Source organism: Brevundimonas sp. AVps5, assembly GCF_058681515.1.
In genome coordinates this window covers 2,202,543-2,218,864 of sequence record NZ_CM178740.1, presented here as the reverse complement: position 1 = coordinate 2,218,864, position 16,322 = coordinate 2,202,543, and the positions used below count along the sequence as shown (strand labels likewise).

Sequence of the window (16,322 nt, the reverse complement as noted above, 5' to 3'; positions counted from 1 at the left end):
TCGGCCCCGATTGCCCCCAATCAGGGGGTGTCTGGAAAGGTTTCGTTCACCATATCAGGCAACCCTCCCTTAACGACGCCCGACGCCGGGCCGGAGCCTTCCGATGCAGACGCGCAACCCCATCCTCGACGAACTGGCCAAGATGTCGACCAGCGCCATGGGTCTGGCCCAGGCCGCCGGCGAAGAGGCCAAAACGGCCTTCCGCGCCCAGACCGACCGCATCGCCGCCGAGATGGATCTGGTTCGCCGGGACGAGTTCGACGCCCTGAAAGCCGAGGTCGCCGCCCTGCGCGCCGAGCTCGCCACGCTGAAACCGGCCCCGACCAAGGCGAACAAGCCTCAAAAGGGAACGTCCACAGACGGAACTCGTCTCCCGGACGCAGCCGGTTGAGACGAATCTCCGAACACGCCTACCGTCTTTCAAACAGCGGCATGAGTCGCCGCCCCTCCCGCGAGATCGAGTTCACCTGATGGATGCTGCCGGACCCCAAGAGGTCGACGTCCCCTACGATCCGCTGGACGTGGTCGAGCATGTGCTGAACGCCGAGAACCTTCCGTTCGACCGGACGGACGACGGCGATCTGGCATTCGCCCTGGCCGGCGACTGGAAGGACTACGAGCTCTGGTTTGCCTGGCGCCCCGAGGGCGACTGCCTGCAACTGTGCTGCGCCCTGGATCTGCGTGCCACCAAGTCCCGCCGCAACGCTGCCTACGAGCTGGTTTCCATGGTCAACCAGCGCACCTGGATGGGCCATTTCGAAGTCTGGTCCGAGGATGGCGAGATCGTCTTCCGCCACTCCCTGGCCCTGCCGCACGGCGAGCGCCCGACCCTGGCCCAGGCCGCGTCCATGATCGACGCCGCCGTTGAGGCCGCCGATCGCTACTACCCCGCCTTCGACTTCATGATCCGCGGCAACAAGAAGCCCCAGGACGCGATCGACAGCTGCCTGTTCGAGACCGTCGGCACGGCCTAGGCTGTCTTCGGATGCAGGTGACCCTCCTCGGCCACGGCCGCCTCGGCTCCGCGATCGCCGAAGGCTGGCGGCTGACCGGGACGGTCGCTGACCTGACCATCCTCACCCGCGCCGTTCCGCCGGTCTGCCCGCCCGGTACACAGGCCCTGGTCGTCGCCGTGAAGCCGGCCGCATGGCGAGAGGCCGTCGGTCCGTTACTGGCCACCCTGCCGGCCGAGGCTGTGATCATCTCGGTCATGGCCGGCGTCCGCGCCGCCGACCTGTCCGCTGCCTTGCCTGGCCGCCCCTTGGCCCGCGTCATGCCGACGACTGCGGTGGCGCAAGGGCAGGGCGTGGCCGCGATCTGGTCGGACGCCCCCGCCGCGCGGGCCATGGCCCACATCCTGTTCGACGCCATCGCCGACACGGTCGATCTGGACGAAGAGTCCCTGATCGACGCCGCCACGGCTGTGGCCGGATCGGCTCCGGCATTCTTCTACGCCCTGGCCCAGTCTCTCGCGGCGGCGGGTGTGGGGGCCGGCCTGATGCCGGACGCCGCAGAGCGGCTGACGCGCGGTGCCCTTCGCTCGGCCGGATCGGGGGCCGGTACGGAAGCGTCGCTCCATGACCTCATCGCGCGGATCGCGTCGCCCGGCGGCACGACGCGCGCCGGGCTGGACGCGCTCCAGGACGCGGATCTGGCAGCGACGGCCCACGCGGCGGTTCAGGCCGCCGTGGCCCGCGCGAAAGCCCTAGCGGGAGACCAGCCGGCCTGAGACCAGGTTCCCGGCCAGCCGGTCGTAGGTCCGCTCGGCATCCTGCCAGGTCGTGTAGCCGTGGACCTCGGCGATCGAACTCGAATAGTTCGAATAGCGCACCGGCAGGCGCTGACCATCGGCAGTGATGATCTCGCCCTCCACGGTCGCGCCACCGATCGAGATGCTGTCCATGATCGACAGGCCGGGGCGATCCGCGGCCTGCTGCCAGGTCGGGCGGTTGGGCTTCAGGTCGGTGAGGACCAGATTCACCCGGGCACCTTCCAGAGCGCCATCGCGGGCCAGACGACGTTCGACGACTGTCTGAAGCCGCTCCAGCTGGCGGTCCACGTCGCGCTGGCCCAGCGCCTCGACCTCTTCGGTCAGGTCGCCGCCGACGGTCACACGGACCTGCGGCGTCTGGGCGAAGGCGGGCACCGCGAGGGTCGCGGCGAAGGCGAGGGGGGCGAGAAAGGCGAAGTTGCGCATGACCATCTCCGGGAAATCCCTGTCAGGGGGAACATGCGCCGTGCGGGCCGTCTCCGCAATCCTTCCGGGACGCCCACAGAAGGATGACGCCGCCACGCCCGGAATGCCTTCGTGCGCCTCAGCCCGGCAGGCGGATCAGTGCCCTGAGGCCCCCGAGGTCGCTGCGCGCCAGGGTGATGTCGCCGCCATGCCCGCGTGCCACGTCCCGCGCGATGGCGAGACCCAGCCCTACGCCCTTGCGGTTCTGGTTGCGGCTCTCGTCCAGCCGGCTGAACGGGCGGAAGGCCTCCTCGTGCATATCGTCTGGAATGCCCGGTCCGTCGTCCTCAATGGCGATCTCCAGCCCGCCGGACGCCAGGGCCCGCGCCGACAGCCGCACATGCTCCCCGTGCGCGGCCGCATTGCCCGCCAGATTGGCCAGGGCGCGCTTGAAGGCCAGGGGGCGCAATGAGGCGGTCAGGTCGTTCGGCGCGGCGATCTCGACCTCGGCACCCGCTCTCTTCACGTCCTCGCCCGCCGCCTTGAGCAGGGCCGAGACATCGACCGGCTGCGGCGTCTCGCCGGCCTCGCCCTTCGCAAAGGCGAGGTATTCGTCGATCATATGCTCCATCTCGTCGAGGTCGCCCTTCATGGCGCTCTGACGCTTGAACTGCGGCGCCAGGGCCAGCTCGAGACGTAATCGGGTCAGGGGTGTGCGCAGGTCGTGGCTGACGGAGGCCAGCAGGGCCGTGCGCTGCTCGATATGCCGCTGGATCCGGTCTCGCATGGCCAGGAAGGCGACCGCCGCCTGACGCACTTCGCGCGCCCCGTGAGGCTTGAACGTCTGCGAGGTCTCGCCCCGGCCGAACGCTTCGGCCGCCTCTGCCAGCCGCTCGATGGCGCGGACCTGGTTGCGAATGAACAGGATGGCGACACTCATCAGCAGGACGGTCGCCAGCATCAGCCACAGGACGAAGATGTGCGCCTGGGTCGCCACGGCCCGCTCGCGCGGAGCGATGATCCGCAACACGCCCTGCGGCTGCTGCACCTGGATGTCGACATAGGCCGGGTAACGGGTCGTATCGAACCAGAAGGCCTGGTCCAGACGCGCCGCGAGCGCCGCCTCCAGCGTTCGGTCGATCACTCCGATGGGACCGCGTCTTTGTTCGGCGGGCAGGGTGGCTCCGGGCCGCAGCGCGATGGACAACTGCATCGACCGCTCGCCCCGGTCCGCGATCACGGCCAGGTTGGCCGCTGTCGGCTCGTCGCGATAGCTTTCGGCCGCCCAGGCCACGTCGCCCGCCAGCCCCTCGGACAGGCGCGCCGTCACCGTCTGCCAGTGCATGTCGAAGAAGGCCCAGGTCACCGCCCCCTGCATGATCAGGATCGGCAGGACGATGATCAGCAGCGATCGCCCCCATAACGACGTCGGCAGCTGCCGCTTCAGAAACCGCGCCAGGACGGGGAAGGGCAGCAACCTCATGTCAGTCGGGCGCCAGCATATAGCCAACGCCGCGCACGGTCTGGAGGTAGCGCGGGTTCTTTGGATCGGCCTCCAGCTTGCGCCTCAGGCGGGTCACCTGCACATCCACGGCGCGGCCGGTGATGTCGGCCGTGTCCGGAGACAGGTCCATCCGCTCGACCGGAGCATGGGCGTGGAGGGCCAGCGTCTTCAACAGTTGCGCCTCGGCCTCGGTCAGCCGCATCGGCGCGCCGTCGCGCGTCAGCTCCAGCCGTTCCAGGTCGAACATCGCCGTGCCCAGCCGGATCTCGCGCGGCATGATCGGCTTCACGCCCGTCCGGCGCAGGATGGCGTCGATCCGCAGCGACAGTTCCTTCGGGTCGAAGGGCTTGGACATATAGTCGTCGGCGCCGCGCGACAGTCCGTCGATCCGGTCCGAAGCCTCGCCGCGCGCGGTCAGCAGCAGGACCGGCGTCTTCGACAGATGCGCCTTGGACCGCACCCAGGTCGTCAACTCAAGCCCGCTCTCGCCGGGCATCATGACGTCCAGAACGACCAGATCGAACTCGATCAGCTCCATCAGGCGACGCGCCGCAGCCGCGTGCGCGGCCCCGGTCACCCGATAGCCCTCGCGCGCCAGATACTCCTTCAGGAGCTCGCGAATCCGGTCGTCGTCGTCCACGATCAGCAGGTGACGACCGACGCCGGCGCCGGCCACAGGCCCCGAGCGACTGCTGCTCATGCGAACATTCCCGCGCGCATGGCGTTGACCTTGAGCGCTTCGGGCGTTCTAACCGGCAAATCTGCGCAGGAGACGTTGTTCAATGGCCTTCATTCCTTTCGACGATCGTGACGGCTGGATCTGGATGAATGGCGAATTCGTTCCCTGGCGGGAAGCGAAAACGCACGTTTTGACCCATGCCCTTCACTACGGCTCGTCGGTGTTCGAGGGTGAGCGTATGTATGGCGGCGAAATCTTCAAGCTGACAGAGCATTCCGAGCGCCTGGCCCGGTCGGCGAACCTGCTGGATTTCGAACTGCCCTATAGCGTGGCCGAGATCGATCAGGCCTGCAAGGAAACCTGCGCGCGGATGGGGATGGAGGACGCCTACATCCGTCCGGTCGCCTTCCTCGGCCCGGAACAGGTCAGCGTCTCGGCCCTGAACAACAAGGTCCACGTCGCCATCGCCGTTTGGGACTGGCCCAGCTATTTCGACCCCGAGGTCAAGAAGAAGGGCATCAAGCTGGAGTGGGCAAAGTGGCGCCGCCCCGACCCGCTGACCGCCCCGACGACGGCCAAGGCCGCCGGCCTCTATATGATCTGCACCATGTCCAAGAACGCGGCCGAGAAGCGCGGCTTCGCCGACGCCATGATGCTGGACTGGCGCGGCTATGTCGCCGAGGCGACCGGGGCCAACGTCTTCTTCGTCCGGGACGGCGTGATCCACACCCCCGACGTGACCCACATCCTGAACGGCATCACACGCCAGACCGTGATCGACATCGCCCAGGCCAAGGGCATCGAGGTCGTGGTGCGCCACATCCGTCCGGAAGAGCTCTCCACCTTCTCGGAGTGCTTCCTGACCGGTTCGGCCGCGGAGGTGACACCCGTCCAGACGATCGGCGAATACAAGTTCACGCCGGGCGACCTGTCGCTGACCCTGATGGACGACTACGGCAAGCTGGTTCGGCGCATCGCCTGACGCTTGCGCGGTGTCCGGGCCCCGTGCAGGAAAGGTGCTCGGGGAGATTTCACCATCATGTTCAGCCCGCTGAACCTTCAGAGCCTTCTGGGCCTGTTCGTCATTGTCGCAGCCTGCTGGGGCCTCTCGGAGAACAAACGCGCCTTTCCGTGGAAGCTGACGCTGGGCGCCATCGGCGTACAGGCCGCGCTGGTACTGGCCCTGTTCGCCATCCCGGGCTCGCAGATGGTGCTGGCCGGGATCACCGGAGCCGTCGATGGCCTGTCGCGCGCGACGAGCGAGGGGGCCAAGTTCGTGTTCGGCTACCTCGCGGGCGGCGACCAGCCCTACTCCGTGACCAATCCGGGGGGCCTGTTCACCTTCGCCTTCAACGTCCTGCCGATGATCCTGGTGATCTCGGCCCTGTCGGCGCTGCTGTGGCACTGGAAGATCCTCAAATGGCTGACGCACGGCTTCGGCATCCTGTTCGAGAAGACCATGGGCCTGGGCGGCGCCTCGGCCCTGGCGGTCGCGGCCAATATCTTCCTCGGCATGATCGAGAGCCCGATCGTGATCCGCGCCTACCTCGACAAGCTGACCCGGTCCGAGATCTTCCTCATGATGGTGGTGGGTCTCGCCACCGTCGCCGGCTCGACCATGGTCGCCTATGCCACCATCCTGTCGGCGACCCTGCCCAATGCCGCCGGTCACGTCCTGGTCGCCTCCATCGTCTCGGCTCCTGCGGGCGTGCTGCTGGCCCGCATCATCATCCCCGAGAAGCCGGGTGAGGGTGGGGCGGTCGCGGACTACGGCTCGGCCCTCAAATACGACTCGGCCATCGACGCGATCGTGAAGGGCACGGCCGACGGCCTGATGGTGGTGCTCAACATCTCCGCCGTCCTGATCGTCTTCGTGGCCCTGGTCGCTTTGGTGAACATCATGCTGGGCGGCTTCTGGCTGTTCGGCGACCACATCACAGTCGAACGCCTGCTGGGCTGGATCTTCATGCCGCTGGCCTGGCTGATCGGCATCGACTGGTCCGAGGCGGGCAAGGCGGGCTGGCTGCTGGGCGTCAAACTGACCCTGACCGAGTTCGTGGCCTTCATCCGGCTGGGTGAGGTCCCGGCCGGGGAGATGAGCGAGCGCACGCGGATGCTGATGACCTATGCGCTCTGCGGTTTCGCCAACATCGGCTCGGTCGGGATCACCGTCACGGGCCTGTCGGTTCTGATCCCCGAGCGCCGCGAGGAGGTCCTCGGCATGGTCTGGAAGGCGTTGTTCGCCGGCTTCCTCGCCACCCTGATGACCGCCGCGGTTGTCGGGGCCATGCCCGTCTCCATATTCGGCTGAACCGGAGCCCCCTGATGAAACTCTACGACAGCCATCGCGCCCCCAATCCCCGGCGCGTCCGCTGGGTGATGGCCGAGAAGGGCATCGAGGACGTCGAGATCGTGCCCATCGACATCATGTCGGGCGAGCACAAGACGCCGGAGTACCGCGCCAGGGTTGGTGTGCCTCACGTCCCGGCGCTGGAGCTGGACGATGGTACGACCATCTCGGAATCCGTCGCCATCGGTCGCTATCTGGAGTCGATGTATCCGGAGCCGAACCTGTTCGGTGTCGATGCCCGCGAACAGGCCATCGTCGAGATGTGGACCCGCCGCTGCGAGTTCTATCTCGCCAATCCGATCATGCTGAACGTGCGCCTGACCCACCCGGCCCTGGCCGCGCTGGAGTCTGCACAACAGCCCCAGGTCGCCGATTACAACCGCGTCGCCGCGGAGCGGTTCATGCGGACCCTCGACCGGCACCTGGCCGACCATCCGTTCATCGCACTGGACCGGTTCACCATCGCCGACATCGTCGGGGTCGTCGGTCTGGATTTCGCACGGATGGTCAAATACCGCCCGCCGGAGGAGCTCGTCCATCTGGCCCGCTGGCTCGAAGATTGCCGGGCACGCCCTGCGGCCAAGGTCGGGGTCTAGGCCGGACTTCAGGTCCTCGGCGTGAATTTCCGGATGATGCCGGAATAGGTCATCAGCGTGCGCTCGCCGGTGCAGATCTGTCCGCGCACGAAGATCAGCGACCCGCCCGCACGCACCACCTCGCCCGTCGCCTCGACCAGTTCGCCCACATAGGCGCCGTCGATCAGGGTGGAATCCAGCTGTACGGTGACGCCGTTCATCCCCTCCATCTGCTGGTAGGCGGTCTGGAACAGGGCGATATCGGCGAAGGTCATCAGGCAGCCGCCGTGCATCCGGTGCCCCGCATTCATATGCTTGGCCTCGGCGCGGAAGGCGCAGCGCATGCGGCCGTCGGGGTCCGGTTTGAAATAGAAGGGGCCGACGGTCTGGTCGAAGGTGCCATGCAGGTCGTAAGTCTGCCAACCGGCGAACTCGCCTTCCGTCACCGTGATCTTGGCTACCATCCGTCTTTGTCCTTACCTGTCGCGCGTCGCGCTACTTGAGGCGGATCCCGCCTTCTTTTTGATCTTGCAGTGCAGCATATAGGCCCCATGAGCGATCCAATCGAAGCGGCAATTTTCGAAACCCTGGCGAAGGCGGACCCCAAGGGCGTCGGCGGCAAGTCCGTCGAGCCGGCGGACGTGGCCAAACACATCCAGACCGAACAATGGCAGCGCGTCCTGCCCAAGGTCCGCGCCACGGCGCTCGGTCTGATGCGTCAGGGCAGGCTGACGATCACCAAGAAGGGCAAGGTCGTCGATCCGACCAACTTCCGGGGCGTCACCCGTCTGCGGCTTCCGACCGATGCGGAGACCGCGGCGGCCCTGGCCGCCCTGCCGCCCAAGCCCGAGGTCGATGACGACTTCGTCTGATCTCGAAGACGTCCTTTCGGACATTCGCGCCTGCCGGGCCTGTCTCGGCGAGTTGCCGCACGAACCGCGCCCCGTGGTCCGGGTCTTTCCCGAGACCCGCCTGCTGATCTGCGGCCAGGCGCCGGGACGCCGGGTGCATGAGAGCGGGATGCCTTTCACCGATCCATCCGGCGACCGGCTGCGCGACTGGATGGGCGTGGACTACGAGACCTTCTACGCCGATCACCGCATCGGGGTGGCACCCCTGGCTTTCTGCTATCCGGGAACGGCGCCCAGGGGTGGCGACTATCCGCCGCCGAAGCGGTGCGCGGCCCTGTGGCGCCCCCGGTTGCTGGAGGCCCTGCCCCAGATGGAGCTGACCCTGCTGGTCGGCGGCTATGCCCAAGCCTGGGCCCTGGGCGATCGGGTCAGGGCCAACATGACCGATACGGTCCGCGCCTGGCGGGAGTATGGTCCGACCGTGCTGCCCCTGCCGCATCCGTCGTGGCGGAACACGGCCTGGCTCAGGCGCAATCCGTGGTTCGAGGCCGAGGTCGTGCCGTATCTTCGCCAGAGGGTTCAAGGCATTCTCGGCTCATGATCCGCGCCCTGATCCTGTCCGTGATGCTGCTGGGTCTCGCCGCCTGCGCCACGCCCCATGTGCAGCCGCCACTGATCCCGCCCGCAGGGTTTGCCGGGCCCCGCATCGAGCCCGGTGCCTTCATTGTCGATGACGGAGGGCGGCTGCCCTACCTGCGCTGGGGGCCGGAAGAGCCCGAGGCGATCGTCATCGGCCTGCACGGGATGAACGACCACGCCGCCGGCTTCCGGCTGGCCGGGCCCTGGTGGGCCGAACACGGGATCGCGACCTACGCCTACGACCAGCGCGGTTTCGGCGATTCGCCTGGCCGCGGCGTCTGGGCCGGCGAGGCGAGGATGGCCGAGGATCTGCGCGCCGTCGTCGCCCTGGTTCGCGCCCGCTACCCAAACGCCCGAATCGCCGTGGCCGGAGAAAGCATGGGCGGGGCCGTCGCCATCTCCGCCTTCGCCTCGGATCGTCGACCCGTCGCCGATCAGTTGATCCTTCTGGCACCCGCCGTCTGGGGCTGGTCGAGCCAGGACTTGCAGAACCGCGCCAGCCTGTGGGTCGCAGCCCATGTGGTGGGCGACCGTTCGGCCTCTCCGCCGGACTGGGCGCTGCGGCGCCATCGGGCGACAGACAACCTGCTTGAGCTGATCGCCAACGGGAACGATCCCGGCTTCATCCGCTCGACCCGGTTCGACTCCCTCTATGGCCTCGTCGATCTGATGGAGAGCGCCACCCTCAAGCTGGGGCAGGTGAGGGGGCCAACCATCCTGATGTACGGCGCTCACGACGAGGTCATCGAAAAGGGTCCGATGCGCCGCGCCCTGATCCGCGCCGGCGATCCGCCCAACCTGCGCACCGCCTGGTATCCCGACGGCTGGCACCTGCTGAACCGCGACTGGCAGGCCGAGGTCATGTTCCGCGATGTCGAGGCGATCCTGCGCGATCCCGATTCGCCCCTGCCGTCCGGTGCGGGGTCGGTGCTCGAGGCCCTGCGCTGAGAACAGTCTTGTGGCGCTACCACTCGAGGCGCGGCCTCTCACTGGTTGAGCGCTTCGTCCGTCGGTCCGGACGAAAAATACCCTGACGAAACGGACGAAACGGACGAACCGCACGCTGTTCGCACTCTCCGCGAACCGTGGGCAGCAGTATAGGCTCGCCGGATATGAAGGCGCATTCGAGGGTCGAAACGGGCCGCGAATGCAGGCGCAGTCGTGTTTCGGGGTGCCACACAGATATTTATCTTCGCCATCGCACGCGCCCTGATTCAGGCCCCAGGCCTGGGCGAGAGCCTGAGCCACACTTCATGTCCGATCCGCGAGGCGGGGCCTCCGGACACGAAAGAATGGGCATTAACCCCGAAAATTGGCTCGCTAACCCCGACACTTAAACCGCCGTTAACCACGCGGGCGGCAGTTTCTGCCTAGCGGGGGCAGTCGGCTCCCCCGCGACAGTGATTTGGACGGGGACGGGTGGGCGGCTTCACGGCGGCGTTGCAGAGATTCGGGATCGGGCGACTGGCCATGATCCTCGGCGTCGGGGCCGGCGTCGCCGCCATCCTGGTGGCCGTGATGATGCGCGTCGGTCAGGCGCCGGACGCCCTGCTGTATTCCAACCTCGACCTGCGTGAGGCCGGCGAGATCACCGCCTCGCTGGATCAGGCGGGGATCAAATACTCCACCCGCGGCGACGGCTCGACCATCATGGTCAACCGCGACGACGTCGGTACGGCGCGCCTGATGCTGGCCGGCAAGGGGCTCGTGAGCTCCGGCTCGGTGGGTTACGAGCTGTTCGACAACCAGTCCGTCCTCGGCCAGACCGAGTTCCAGCAGCAGATTTCGGAACAGCGCGCCCTGCAGGGCGAACTGGCCCGCACCATCATGTCCATGCGCGGCATCTCCTCTGCCCGCGTGCAGATCGCCCTGCCGCGCCGCGAACTGTTCGCCCAGGACGCCGCCGATCCGACCGCCGCTGTCGTCGTGGGTCTGGGCGGACGCGCCCTCAGCGCCGACCAGGTCCGCGCCATCCGCAATGTCGTCGCCTCCTCGGTGCCGAACCTGAAGCCCGGCAAGGTCACCGTCGTCGACGAAACCAACCAGACCCTCGCCGCCGCCGACGATGAGGAAGGCTTCTCGTCCGCCACCGCAGAGGCCGCCAAGACCAGTACCGAGGCCCAGCTTCAGGCCCGTATCAAGGACCTGGTCGAGGGTGTCGTCGGTCCGGGCGCCGCACGCGTTCAGGTCACCGCCGACATCGACATGACCCGTTCGACCACCCAGGAACTGAAATACGATCCTGACGGCCAGGTCGTGCGCTCGACCTCGTCCAATGGCTCCCAGTCCCAGGACAGTGAGGGAACCCCCGATGGCGGGGCCACGGCGACGAACAACATCCCCGGCGGCGCGGCCCCGGCGGCTACCCCTGCGGGCTCGACCGAGAGCGTCACGGGCGAGACCACCAACTACGAAATCTCCAACACGACCACGACCACGACCAAGGAGCCGGGCGAGGTCAGGAAGCTTGCGGTGTCGGTCGCCGTCGATGGAAAATGGACGCCAGCTGCCGAGCCCGGCGGGGAGCCCACCTACGCGCCTCGCACGGCGGAAGAAATTGCGCAGATCAAGACATTGGTCGCTGCGGCGGTCGGTATCGACGAGGCGGGACGAGGCGACAAGCTCGAAGTCCTAAACGTCCGCTTCAACCGCGATGCTCTCGTCACAGCCGGAGGCACGGACGGCGGCTCGCCCCTGCTCAACTTCACCAAGAACGACATCATGCGCGGGGTCGAGCTGCTGGTGCTGCTGATCACCGGCTTGCTGTTGATCTTCTTCGTGCTGCGCCCCCTGCTGAAGTCGGCAGGCGGCCCCGGCGGCATGCCCGCCCTGGCCGGCGGCGGCGGCGGCCCGGGCGGCGTGACCTCGCTTCAGACCAGCATCGTCGGTGGCGCGATGGGCCAGATCGGCGGCCCGTCCGAAATGGATCAGCGTCTCGACATCGCCCGGATCGAGGGACAGGTGAAGGCGTCCTCGGTCAAGAAGGTCGCGGACTTCGTCGACAAGCATCCTGATGAATCGGTCACCATCCTGCGTGGCTGGGTTCACGAAGGCTGATGGCGGCGGGCATGGCGGGCAAAAAAGCCTCAGTCGACGATGCAAAGAAGCTCTCGGGGCCGGAAAAGGCCGCCGTGGTTCTGCTTGCGCTCGGCGAGGAACACACCCGGCTTTGGCAGAGTCTGGACGACGAAGAGGTCAAGGAGATCTCCCAGGCCATGGCTGGCCTGGGCACAGTAGCGGCCAACGTCGTGGAGGAATTGCTGGTCGAGTTCGTGTCCGGCATGAGCGGCTCGGGCGCAGTCATGGGCAGTTTCGAACAGACCCAGAGGCTGCTGGCATCCTTCCTGCCCGCCGACCGGGTCGATGGCCTGATGGAGGAGATCCGCGGTCCTGCCGGCCGGACCATGTGGGACAAGCTGGGCAATGTGAACGAGGCGGTCCTCGCCAACTATCTGAAGAACGAATACCCCCAGACGGTCGCGGTGATCCTGTCCAAGGTAAAGCCCGACCATGCCGCCCGGGTGCTGACCTCCCTGCCCGAGGACTTCGCCCTGGAATGCGTCCAGCGGATGCTGCGCATGGAGCCGGTCCAGCGAGAGATCCTCGACAAGATCGAACAGACCCTGCGCACCGAGTTCATGTCGAACCTGGCCCGGACCTCCAAGCGTGACAGCCACGAGGCGATGGCGGACATCTTCAACTCCTTCGACCGCCAGACCGAGGCCCGGTTCATCGGTGCCCTGGAAGAACGGAACCGCGAAAGCGCCGAACGCATCCGCGCCCTGATGTTCGTCTTCGAGGACCTGAACAAGCTGGACCCCGGCGGCGTCCAGACCCTGCTGCGGTCGGTCGAGAAGGACTCCCTGGGCCTGGCCCTCAAGGGCGCGTCCGAGACCCTGCGCGAGATGTTCTTCACCAACATGTCCGAGCGCGCCGCCAAGATCATGCGCGAGGACATGGAGTCGATGGGTCCCGTCAGGCTCAAGGATGTCGACACCGCCCAGATGGCCATGGTCCAGGTCGCCAAGGACCTGGCGGCGCGCGGCGAGATCATGCTGGCCGGGGCTTCCGGCGACGACGAGCTGATCTACTGACATGATCGATCACGCTCCCATCAACAGCCGCCCCTTCGTTTTCGACACCGAGTTCGACGGTCAGGGCTCGGTCGTGCGGCCCTCGACCTTCCGACCGACCAAGCGCGCCTATATGCCGTCCGAGGTCGAGGCCCTGGTGGCCCAGGCGCGGTTCGAGGCGCGCGAGGCGGCCCTGGCGGAGGCCTCCAGCATCGAGGCCATGGGCGTGGCCGCCATCGGTCAGGCGCTCGGCCAGGCCATCCCCGCCCTGACCCAGGTCGCCCACACCCACCGCGAACAGTCGGCGGCCCTGGCCCTGGCCGCCGCACGCGTCATCGCCGCCGCCTCACTGGAGCGTCTGCCGATCGGCCCGCTGCAGTCGGCTCTGGAGACCCTGGGGCAGGAGATCGACGGATCGCCTCGTCTGGTGGTGCGCGCCTCGGGCCTGCAGCCGGGTGTGCAGGAGAAAATTCAGGCGATCTGTGTCGACGCCGGTTTCACCGGTGTGATCGCCTTCCGCGAAGATCCGGGCCTGCCGCTCGCCGCCTTCCAGCTGGAATGGGCCGATGGCCGCGCCGACTTTGATCCTGCCGGCGCCGCTGACCGGATCGCTACCGCCTTGAACTCTGCCCTGGCCGCCGAGGCCGGGCATGCTGAACCCCTCATCAATGGAAGTGACCTCTGATGGCCGACGACCTCGCCCTGGAAGAGTTTCCGGAGTCCACAGCCCTCGCCGTGATGGATGAGGCCGGGGACAAGTCCGCCGCCGATCTGTCGACCGTGTTCGACGTGCCGGTCAACATTTCCGCCGTCCTCGGCAAGGCCCACATGACTGTGGCCCAGCTGCTGAAGCTCAATCGGGGCTCGGTGCTGGAACTGGACCGCAAGGTCGGCGAGGCCATCGACATCTTCGTCAACAACCGTCTGGTCGCCCGCGGGGAGGTCGTCGTCGTCGAGGATCGCCTCGGCGTGACCATGACGGAAATCATCAAGACAGAGGATTCGGCCGCCTAGGGCGCGCCGGTTCCGGTACGGATTAAGGGAGAAGACCCATGCGGCTTCTGGTGGTCGGACGGCTTTCGGGCCAGCTCGCGGCGGCGGTGAAGATGGCCATGGCGCACGGCGCCAAGGTCAGCCACGTCGAACGTACGGATCAGGCGACGGAGCAGCTCCGACGGGGGCAGGGGGCCGACCTGCTCATGGTCGACTACAACCTCGACATCGGGGCTCTGATCGCCGCCAATGACGCAGAGCGGATCTTCGTGCCGGTCGTCGCCTGCGGCGTCGATAACGATGCGGAGAAGGCCGCCGCCGCCATCCGCGCCGGCGCCAAGGAGTTCATCCCGCTTCCGCCCGACGCTGACCTGATCGCCGCCGTCCTGGCCGCCGTCGCCGACGATGAGCGTCCGCTGATCTCGGCCGATCCGTCGATGCAGGCCGTGATCAAACTGGCCGACCAGGTCGCCCGCTCGGAAGCCTCGATCCTGATCACCGGCGAAAGCGGCGTCGGTAAAGAGGTGATGGCGCGTTATCTGCACCAGCATTCCAAGCGCGCCGAGCGGCCGTTCATCAGCGTCAACTGCGCCGCCATTCCGGACAACCTGCTGGAATCCGAGCTGTTCGGACACGAGAAGGGCGCGTTCACCGGCGCGGTCGCCCGCCGCATCGGCAAGTTCGAGGAGGCCGACGGCGGCACCCTGCTGCTGGACGAAATCTCGGAGATGGACGCCCGGCTGCAGGCCAAGCTGCTGCGTGCGATCCAGGAGCGGGTCATCGACCGGGTCGGCGGCACCAGGCCCGTGCCGGTCAACATCCGCATCATCGCCACCTCCAACCGCGACCTCGCCAAGGCCGTTGCGGAGGGTGTGTTCCGGGAAGACCTGCTGTACCGCCTGAATGTCGTGAACCTGCGGCTGCCGTCCCTGCGCGAACGTCCCGGCGACGTCGCCGTGCTGGCTGATCACTTCGTCAAGAAATACGCCGCCGCCAACGGCGTGCCGGTGCGGCCCCTGTCCCAGGACGCACGGCGTGCGCTTGCCGCCCACCGCTGGCCGGGCAACGTGCGGGAGCTGGAGAACGCCATGCACCGCGCGGTCCTGCTGGCCGTCGGCGCCGAGATCGACGCCGAGGCCATCCGCCTGCCGGACGGCCAGCCGCTGACGGGTGCCATCGCCGGCACGGATAGCGGTCCCGCCGCCCGCGCCGCCCAGACCGCCGACGCCGTCTCCCGCGCCTACGTCGGCCAGACCGTCGCCCAGATGGAAAAGACCCTGATTCTGGACACCCTGAGCCACTGCCTGGGCAACCGGACCCACGCGGCCAATATCCTGGGCATCTCGATCCGCACCCTGCGCAACAAGCTGAACGAATACGCCGACGAAGGCACCCGGATCATGGCGCCCCAGACGGGTATCGCCACGACCGCCTACGGCGCGAACGCGGCGTGACGGATCGCGCTGACAAATCCTCCCCCATCGGGGGAGGGGGACCGCGAAGCGGTGGAGGGGGCCAGCCTCAGACGCCGGCGTTCGCGTCGGACCCCCTCCGTCACGTCGCGCAGCCGCGCCGCGCCACCTCCCCCGACGGGGGAGGATTTGATCGTCGTGCTGTTCTCGTCGGAGCCGGTTCGCTCGCGATCGCTGCATGCTCACGCACGCCATCGGTGGCCGCTGTCCAGCCCGCGCCGGAAACCCTCGACCTGTCCGCTCTGGAGCAGGCGCACGGCGGCCGGTTCGGCCTGTTCGCCCACGATCTCGGCACAGGCCGTCAACTCACTGCGCGGGGCGACGAGCGGTTCGTCTATTGCTCGACCTTCAAGATGTACCTCGCCGCCGCGACCCTGCTGCGCGTCCAGGCCGGTGAGGAACAACTCGACCGCCTCATCCCGATCACCCGGGCCGATATGATCAACCACGCTCCGGTCACCGAGCCCGCTGTCGGCTCGAGCCTGACCGTCGAACAGTTGATGAAGGGCACGGTCGAGGTCTCCGACAATCCCGCCGCGAACCTGTTGCTGAAGGCGCTGGGCGGCCTTGAGGCCATGCAGGCCTTCTATCGCGGCATCGGCGACGCCTCGACGCGCGTCGACCGTTTCGAGCCCGAGATGAACCGCCTCGACGGGGACAAGGACACCATCACCCCGGCCCGGTCGGCCGCGAACATCCACCACCTGTTCATCGACCCCGCCTCGCCCCTGTCGCAGGCCTCGAAAGCGATGCTGCTGGGCTGGATGTTTTCGTCGCCGACCGGCGTCGACCGCATCAAGGCCGGCGTTCCGGTCGGCTGGCGTGTGGCCCACAAGACCGGCACCGGCGGTTACGGCCCGACCAATGACATCGGCATTCTGTATCCGCCTGCGGGCGCGCCGATCATCATCGCCGCCTACTACCACGCCGCCTCTGACGCGCCCGGGAACGAGGCCGTCATCGCGGAGGCGACCCGTCTGGCCCTGAACGCCCTCGGACGCGCATGACCG

The 16,322-nt window shown here is 67.5% G+C and carries 19 protein-coding genes; 15 read left to right on the top strand and 4 right to left on the bottom strand.

Annotated elements, in window-relative coordinates; all coding sequences use genetic code 11:
• Nucleotides 1-103 precede the first annotated feature (103 nt).
• The 3 genes from ACW18A_RS11230 (at nt 104) to ACW18A_RS11220 (ending at nt 1,729) form a co-directional block, all read left to right on the top strand.
• On the top strand, nt 104-391 hold the full coding sequence (locus ACW18A_RS11230) for an accessory factor UbiK family protein (RefSeq protein ID WP_492021800.1): 288 nt from the start codon (nt 104-106) through the stop codon (nt 389-391).
• A gap of 79 nt (nt 392-470) precedes the next feature.
• Nucleotides 471-974, top strand: a complete 504-nt coding sequence (locus ACW18A_RS11225; protein WP_271083791.1) for a type III secretion system chaperone family protein — start codon at nt 471-473, stop codon at nt 972-974.
• An 11-nt stretch (nt 975-985) separates the two neighbouring features.
• Nucleotides 986-1,729 carry a pyrroline-5-carboxylate reductase family protein gene (locus ACW18A_RS11220; RefSeq protein ID WP_492021799.1) on the top strand — a complete coding sequence of 248 codons (744 nt, stop codon included), beginning with the start codon at nt 986-988 and terminating at the stop codon, nt 1,727-1,729.
• Here the strand turns inward: ACW18A_RS11220 and ACW18A_RS11215 are convergent.
• From ACW18A_RS11215 to ACW18A_RS11205, 3 genes are all read right to left on the bottom strand, one after another.
• On the bottom strand, nt 1,706-2,197 hold the full coding sequence (locus ACW18A_RS11215) for a hypothetical protein (protein WP_492021798.1): 492 nt from the start codon (nt 2,195-2,197) through the stop codon (nt 1,706-1,708). The two genes, ACW18A_RS11220 and ACW18A_RS11215, sit on opposite strands and share 24 nt — an antisense overlap.
• Before the next feature lie 118 nt (nt 2,198-2,315).
• On the bottom strand, nt 2,316-3,659 hold the full coding sequence (locus ACW18A_RS11210; protein WP_492021797.1) for an ATP-binding protein: 1,344 nt from the start codon (nt 3,657-3,659) through the stop codon (nt 2,316-2,318).
• Nucleotide 3,660: 1 nt separating this feature from the next.
• Nucleotides 3,661-4,380 (bottom strand): response regulator, encoded by a 720-nt coding sequence (locus tag ACW18A_RS11205; RefSeq protein WP_492021796.1) that lies wholly within the window; start codon nt 4,378-4,380, stop codon nt 3,661-3,663.
• Between the two features lie 82 nt (nt 4,381-4,462).
• Here ACW18A_RS11205 and ACW18A_RS11200 point away from each other — a divergent pair, with 82 nt between their 5' ends.
• The 3 genes from ACW18A_RS11200 to ACW18A_RS11190 are packed head-to-tail and all read left to right on the top strand — an operon-like array spanning nt 4,463 to nt 7,305.
• Nucleotides 4,463-5,341, top strand: a complete 879-nt coding sequence (locus ACW18A_RS11200; protein WP_492021795.1) for a branched-chain amino acid aminotransferase — start codon at nt 4,463-4,465, stop codon at nt 5,339-5,341.
• Nucleotides 5,342-5,398: 57 nt separating this feature from the next.
• Complete coding sequence (locus ACW18A_RS11195) at nt 5,399-6,670, top strand: NupC/NupG family nucleoside CNT transporter (protein WP_492021794.1); 1,272 nt, start codon at nt 5,399-5,401, stop codon at nt 6,668-6,670.
• A 14-nt stretch (nt 6,671-6,684) separates the two neighbouring features.
• A complete protein-coding gene (locus tag ACW18A_RS11190) occupies nt 6,685-7,305 on the top strand; it encodes a glutathione S-transferase family protein (RefSeq protein ID WP_492021793.1) in 621 nt (206 codons plus the stop codon).
• 8 nt (nt 7,306-7,313) lie between these two features.
• Here the strand turns inward: ACW18A_RS11190 and ACW18A_RS11185 are convergent, their stop codons facing one another.
• Nucleotides 7,314-7,748 carry a PaaI family thioesterase gene (locus ACW18A_RS11185; RefSeq protein ID WP_492021792.1) on the bottom strand — a complete coding sequence of 145 codons (435 nt, stop codon included), beginning with the start codon at nt 7,746-7,748 and terminating at the stop codon, nt 7,314-7,316.
• Nucleotides 7,749-7,835: 87 nt separating this feature from the next.
• Here ACW18A_RS11185 and ACW18A_RS11180 point away from each other — a divergent pair, with 87 nt between their 5' ends.
• From ACW18A_RS11180 to bla, 9 genes are all read left to right on the top strand, one after another.
• Nucleotides 7,836-8,156: a DUF3253 domain-containing protein gene (locus tag ACW18A_RS11180; protein WP_492021791.1), complete on the top strand. Its 321-nt coding sequence runs from the start codon at nt 7,836-7,838 to the stop codon at nt 8,154-8,156.
• Nucleotides 8,140-8,736 (top strand): uracil-DNA glycosylase family protein, encoded by a 597-nt coding sequence (locus tag ACW18A_RS11175; RefSeq protein ID WP_492021790.1) that lies wholly within the window; start codon nt 8,140-8,142, stop codon nt 8,734-8,736. The genes ACW18A_RS11180 and ACW18A_RS11175 overlap by 17 nt, the downstream gene beginning before the upstream one ends.
• Nucleotides 8,733-9,722 (top strand): alpha/beta fold hydrolase, encoded by a 990-nt coding sequence (locus tag ACW18A_RS11170; RefSeq protein WP_492021789.1) that lies wholly within the window; start codon nt 8,733-8,735, stop codon nt 9,720-9,722. The genes ACW18A_RS11175 and ACW18A_RS11170 overlap by 4 nt, the downstream gene beginning before the upstream one ends.
• A gap of 471 nt (nt 9,723-10,193) precedes the next feature.
• On the top strand, nt 10,194-11,831 hold the full coding sequence (fliF, locus tag ACW18A_RS11165) for a flagellar basal-body MS-ring/collar protein FliF (RefSeq protein ID WP_492021788.1): 1,638 nt from the start codon (nt 10,194-10,196) through the stop codon (nt 11,829-11,831).
• Nucleotides 11,832-11,842: 11 nt separating this feature from the next.
• The gene (gene fliG, locus ACW18A_RS11160; RefSeq protein WP_492021787.1) at nt 11,843-12,868 is read left to right on the top strand and encodes a flagellar motor switch protein FliG; all 1,026 of its coding nucleotides are present in this window, start codon (nt 11,843-11,845) and stop codon (nt 12,866-12,868) included.
• A gap of 1 nt (nt 12,869) precedes the next feature.
• Nucleotides 12,870-13,532, top strand: coding sequence for a FliH/SctL family protein (locus tag ACW18A_RS11155; RefSeq protein ID WP_492021786.1), 663 nt, complete (start codon nt 12,870-12,872; stop codon nt 13,530-13,532).
• Complete coding sequence (fliN, locus tag ACW18A_RS11150; RefSeq protein WP_492024385.1) at nt 13,529-13,861, top strand: flagellar motor switch protein FliN; 333 nt, start codon at nt 13,529-13,531, stop codon at nt 13,859-13,861. The genes ACW18A_RS11155 and fliN overlap by 4 nt, the downstream gene beginning before the upstream one ends.
• Before the next feature lie 38 nt (nt 13,862-13,899).
• The gene (flbD, locus tag ACW18A_RS11145; RefSeq protein WP_492021785.1) at nt 13,900-15,294 is read left to right on the top strand and encodes a sigma-54-dependent transcriptional regulator FlbD; all 1,395 of its coding nucleotides are present in this window, start codon (nt 13,900-13,902) and stop codon (nt 15,292-15,294) included.
• Nucleotides 15,295-15,509: 215 nt separating this feature from the next.
• Complete coding sequence (gene bla, locus ACW18A_RS11140; RefSeq protein WP_492021784.1) at nt 15,510-16,319, top strand: class A beta-lactamase; 810 nt, start codon at nt 15,510-15,512, stop codon at nt 16,317-16,319.
• Nucleotides 16,320-16,322: the final 3 nt, after the last annotated feature.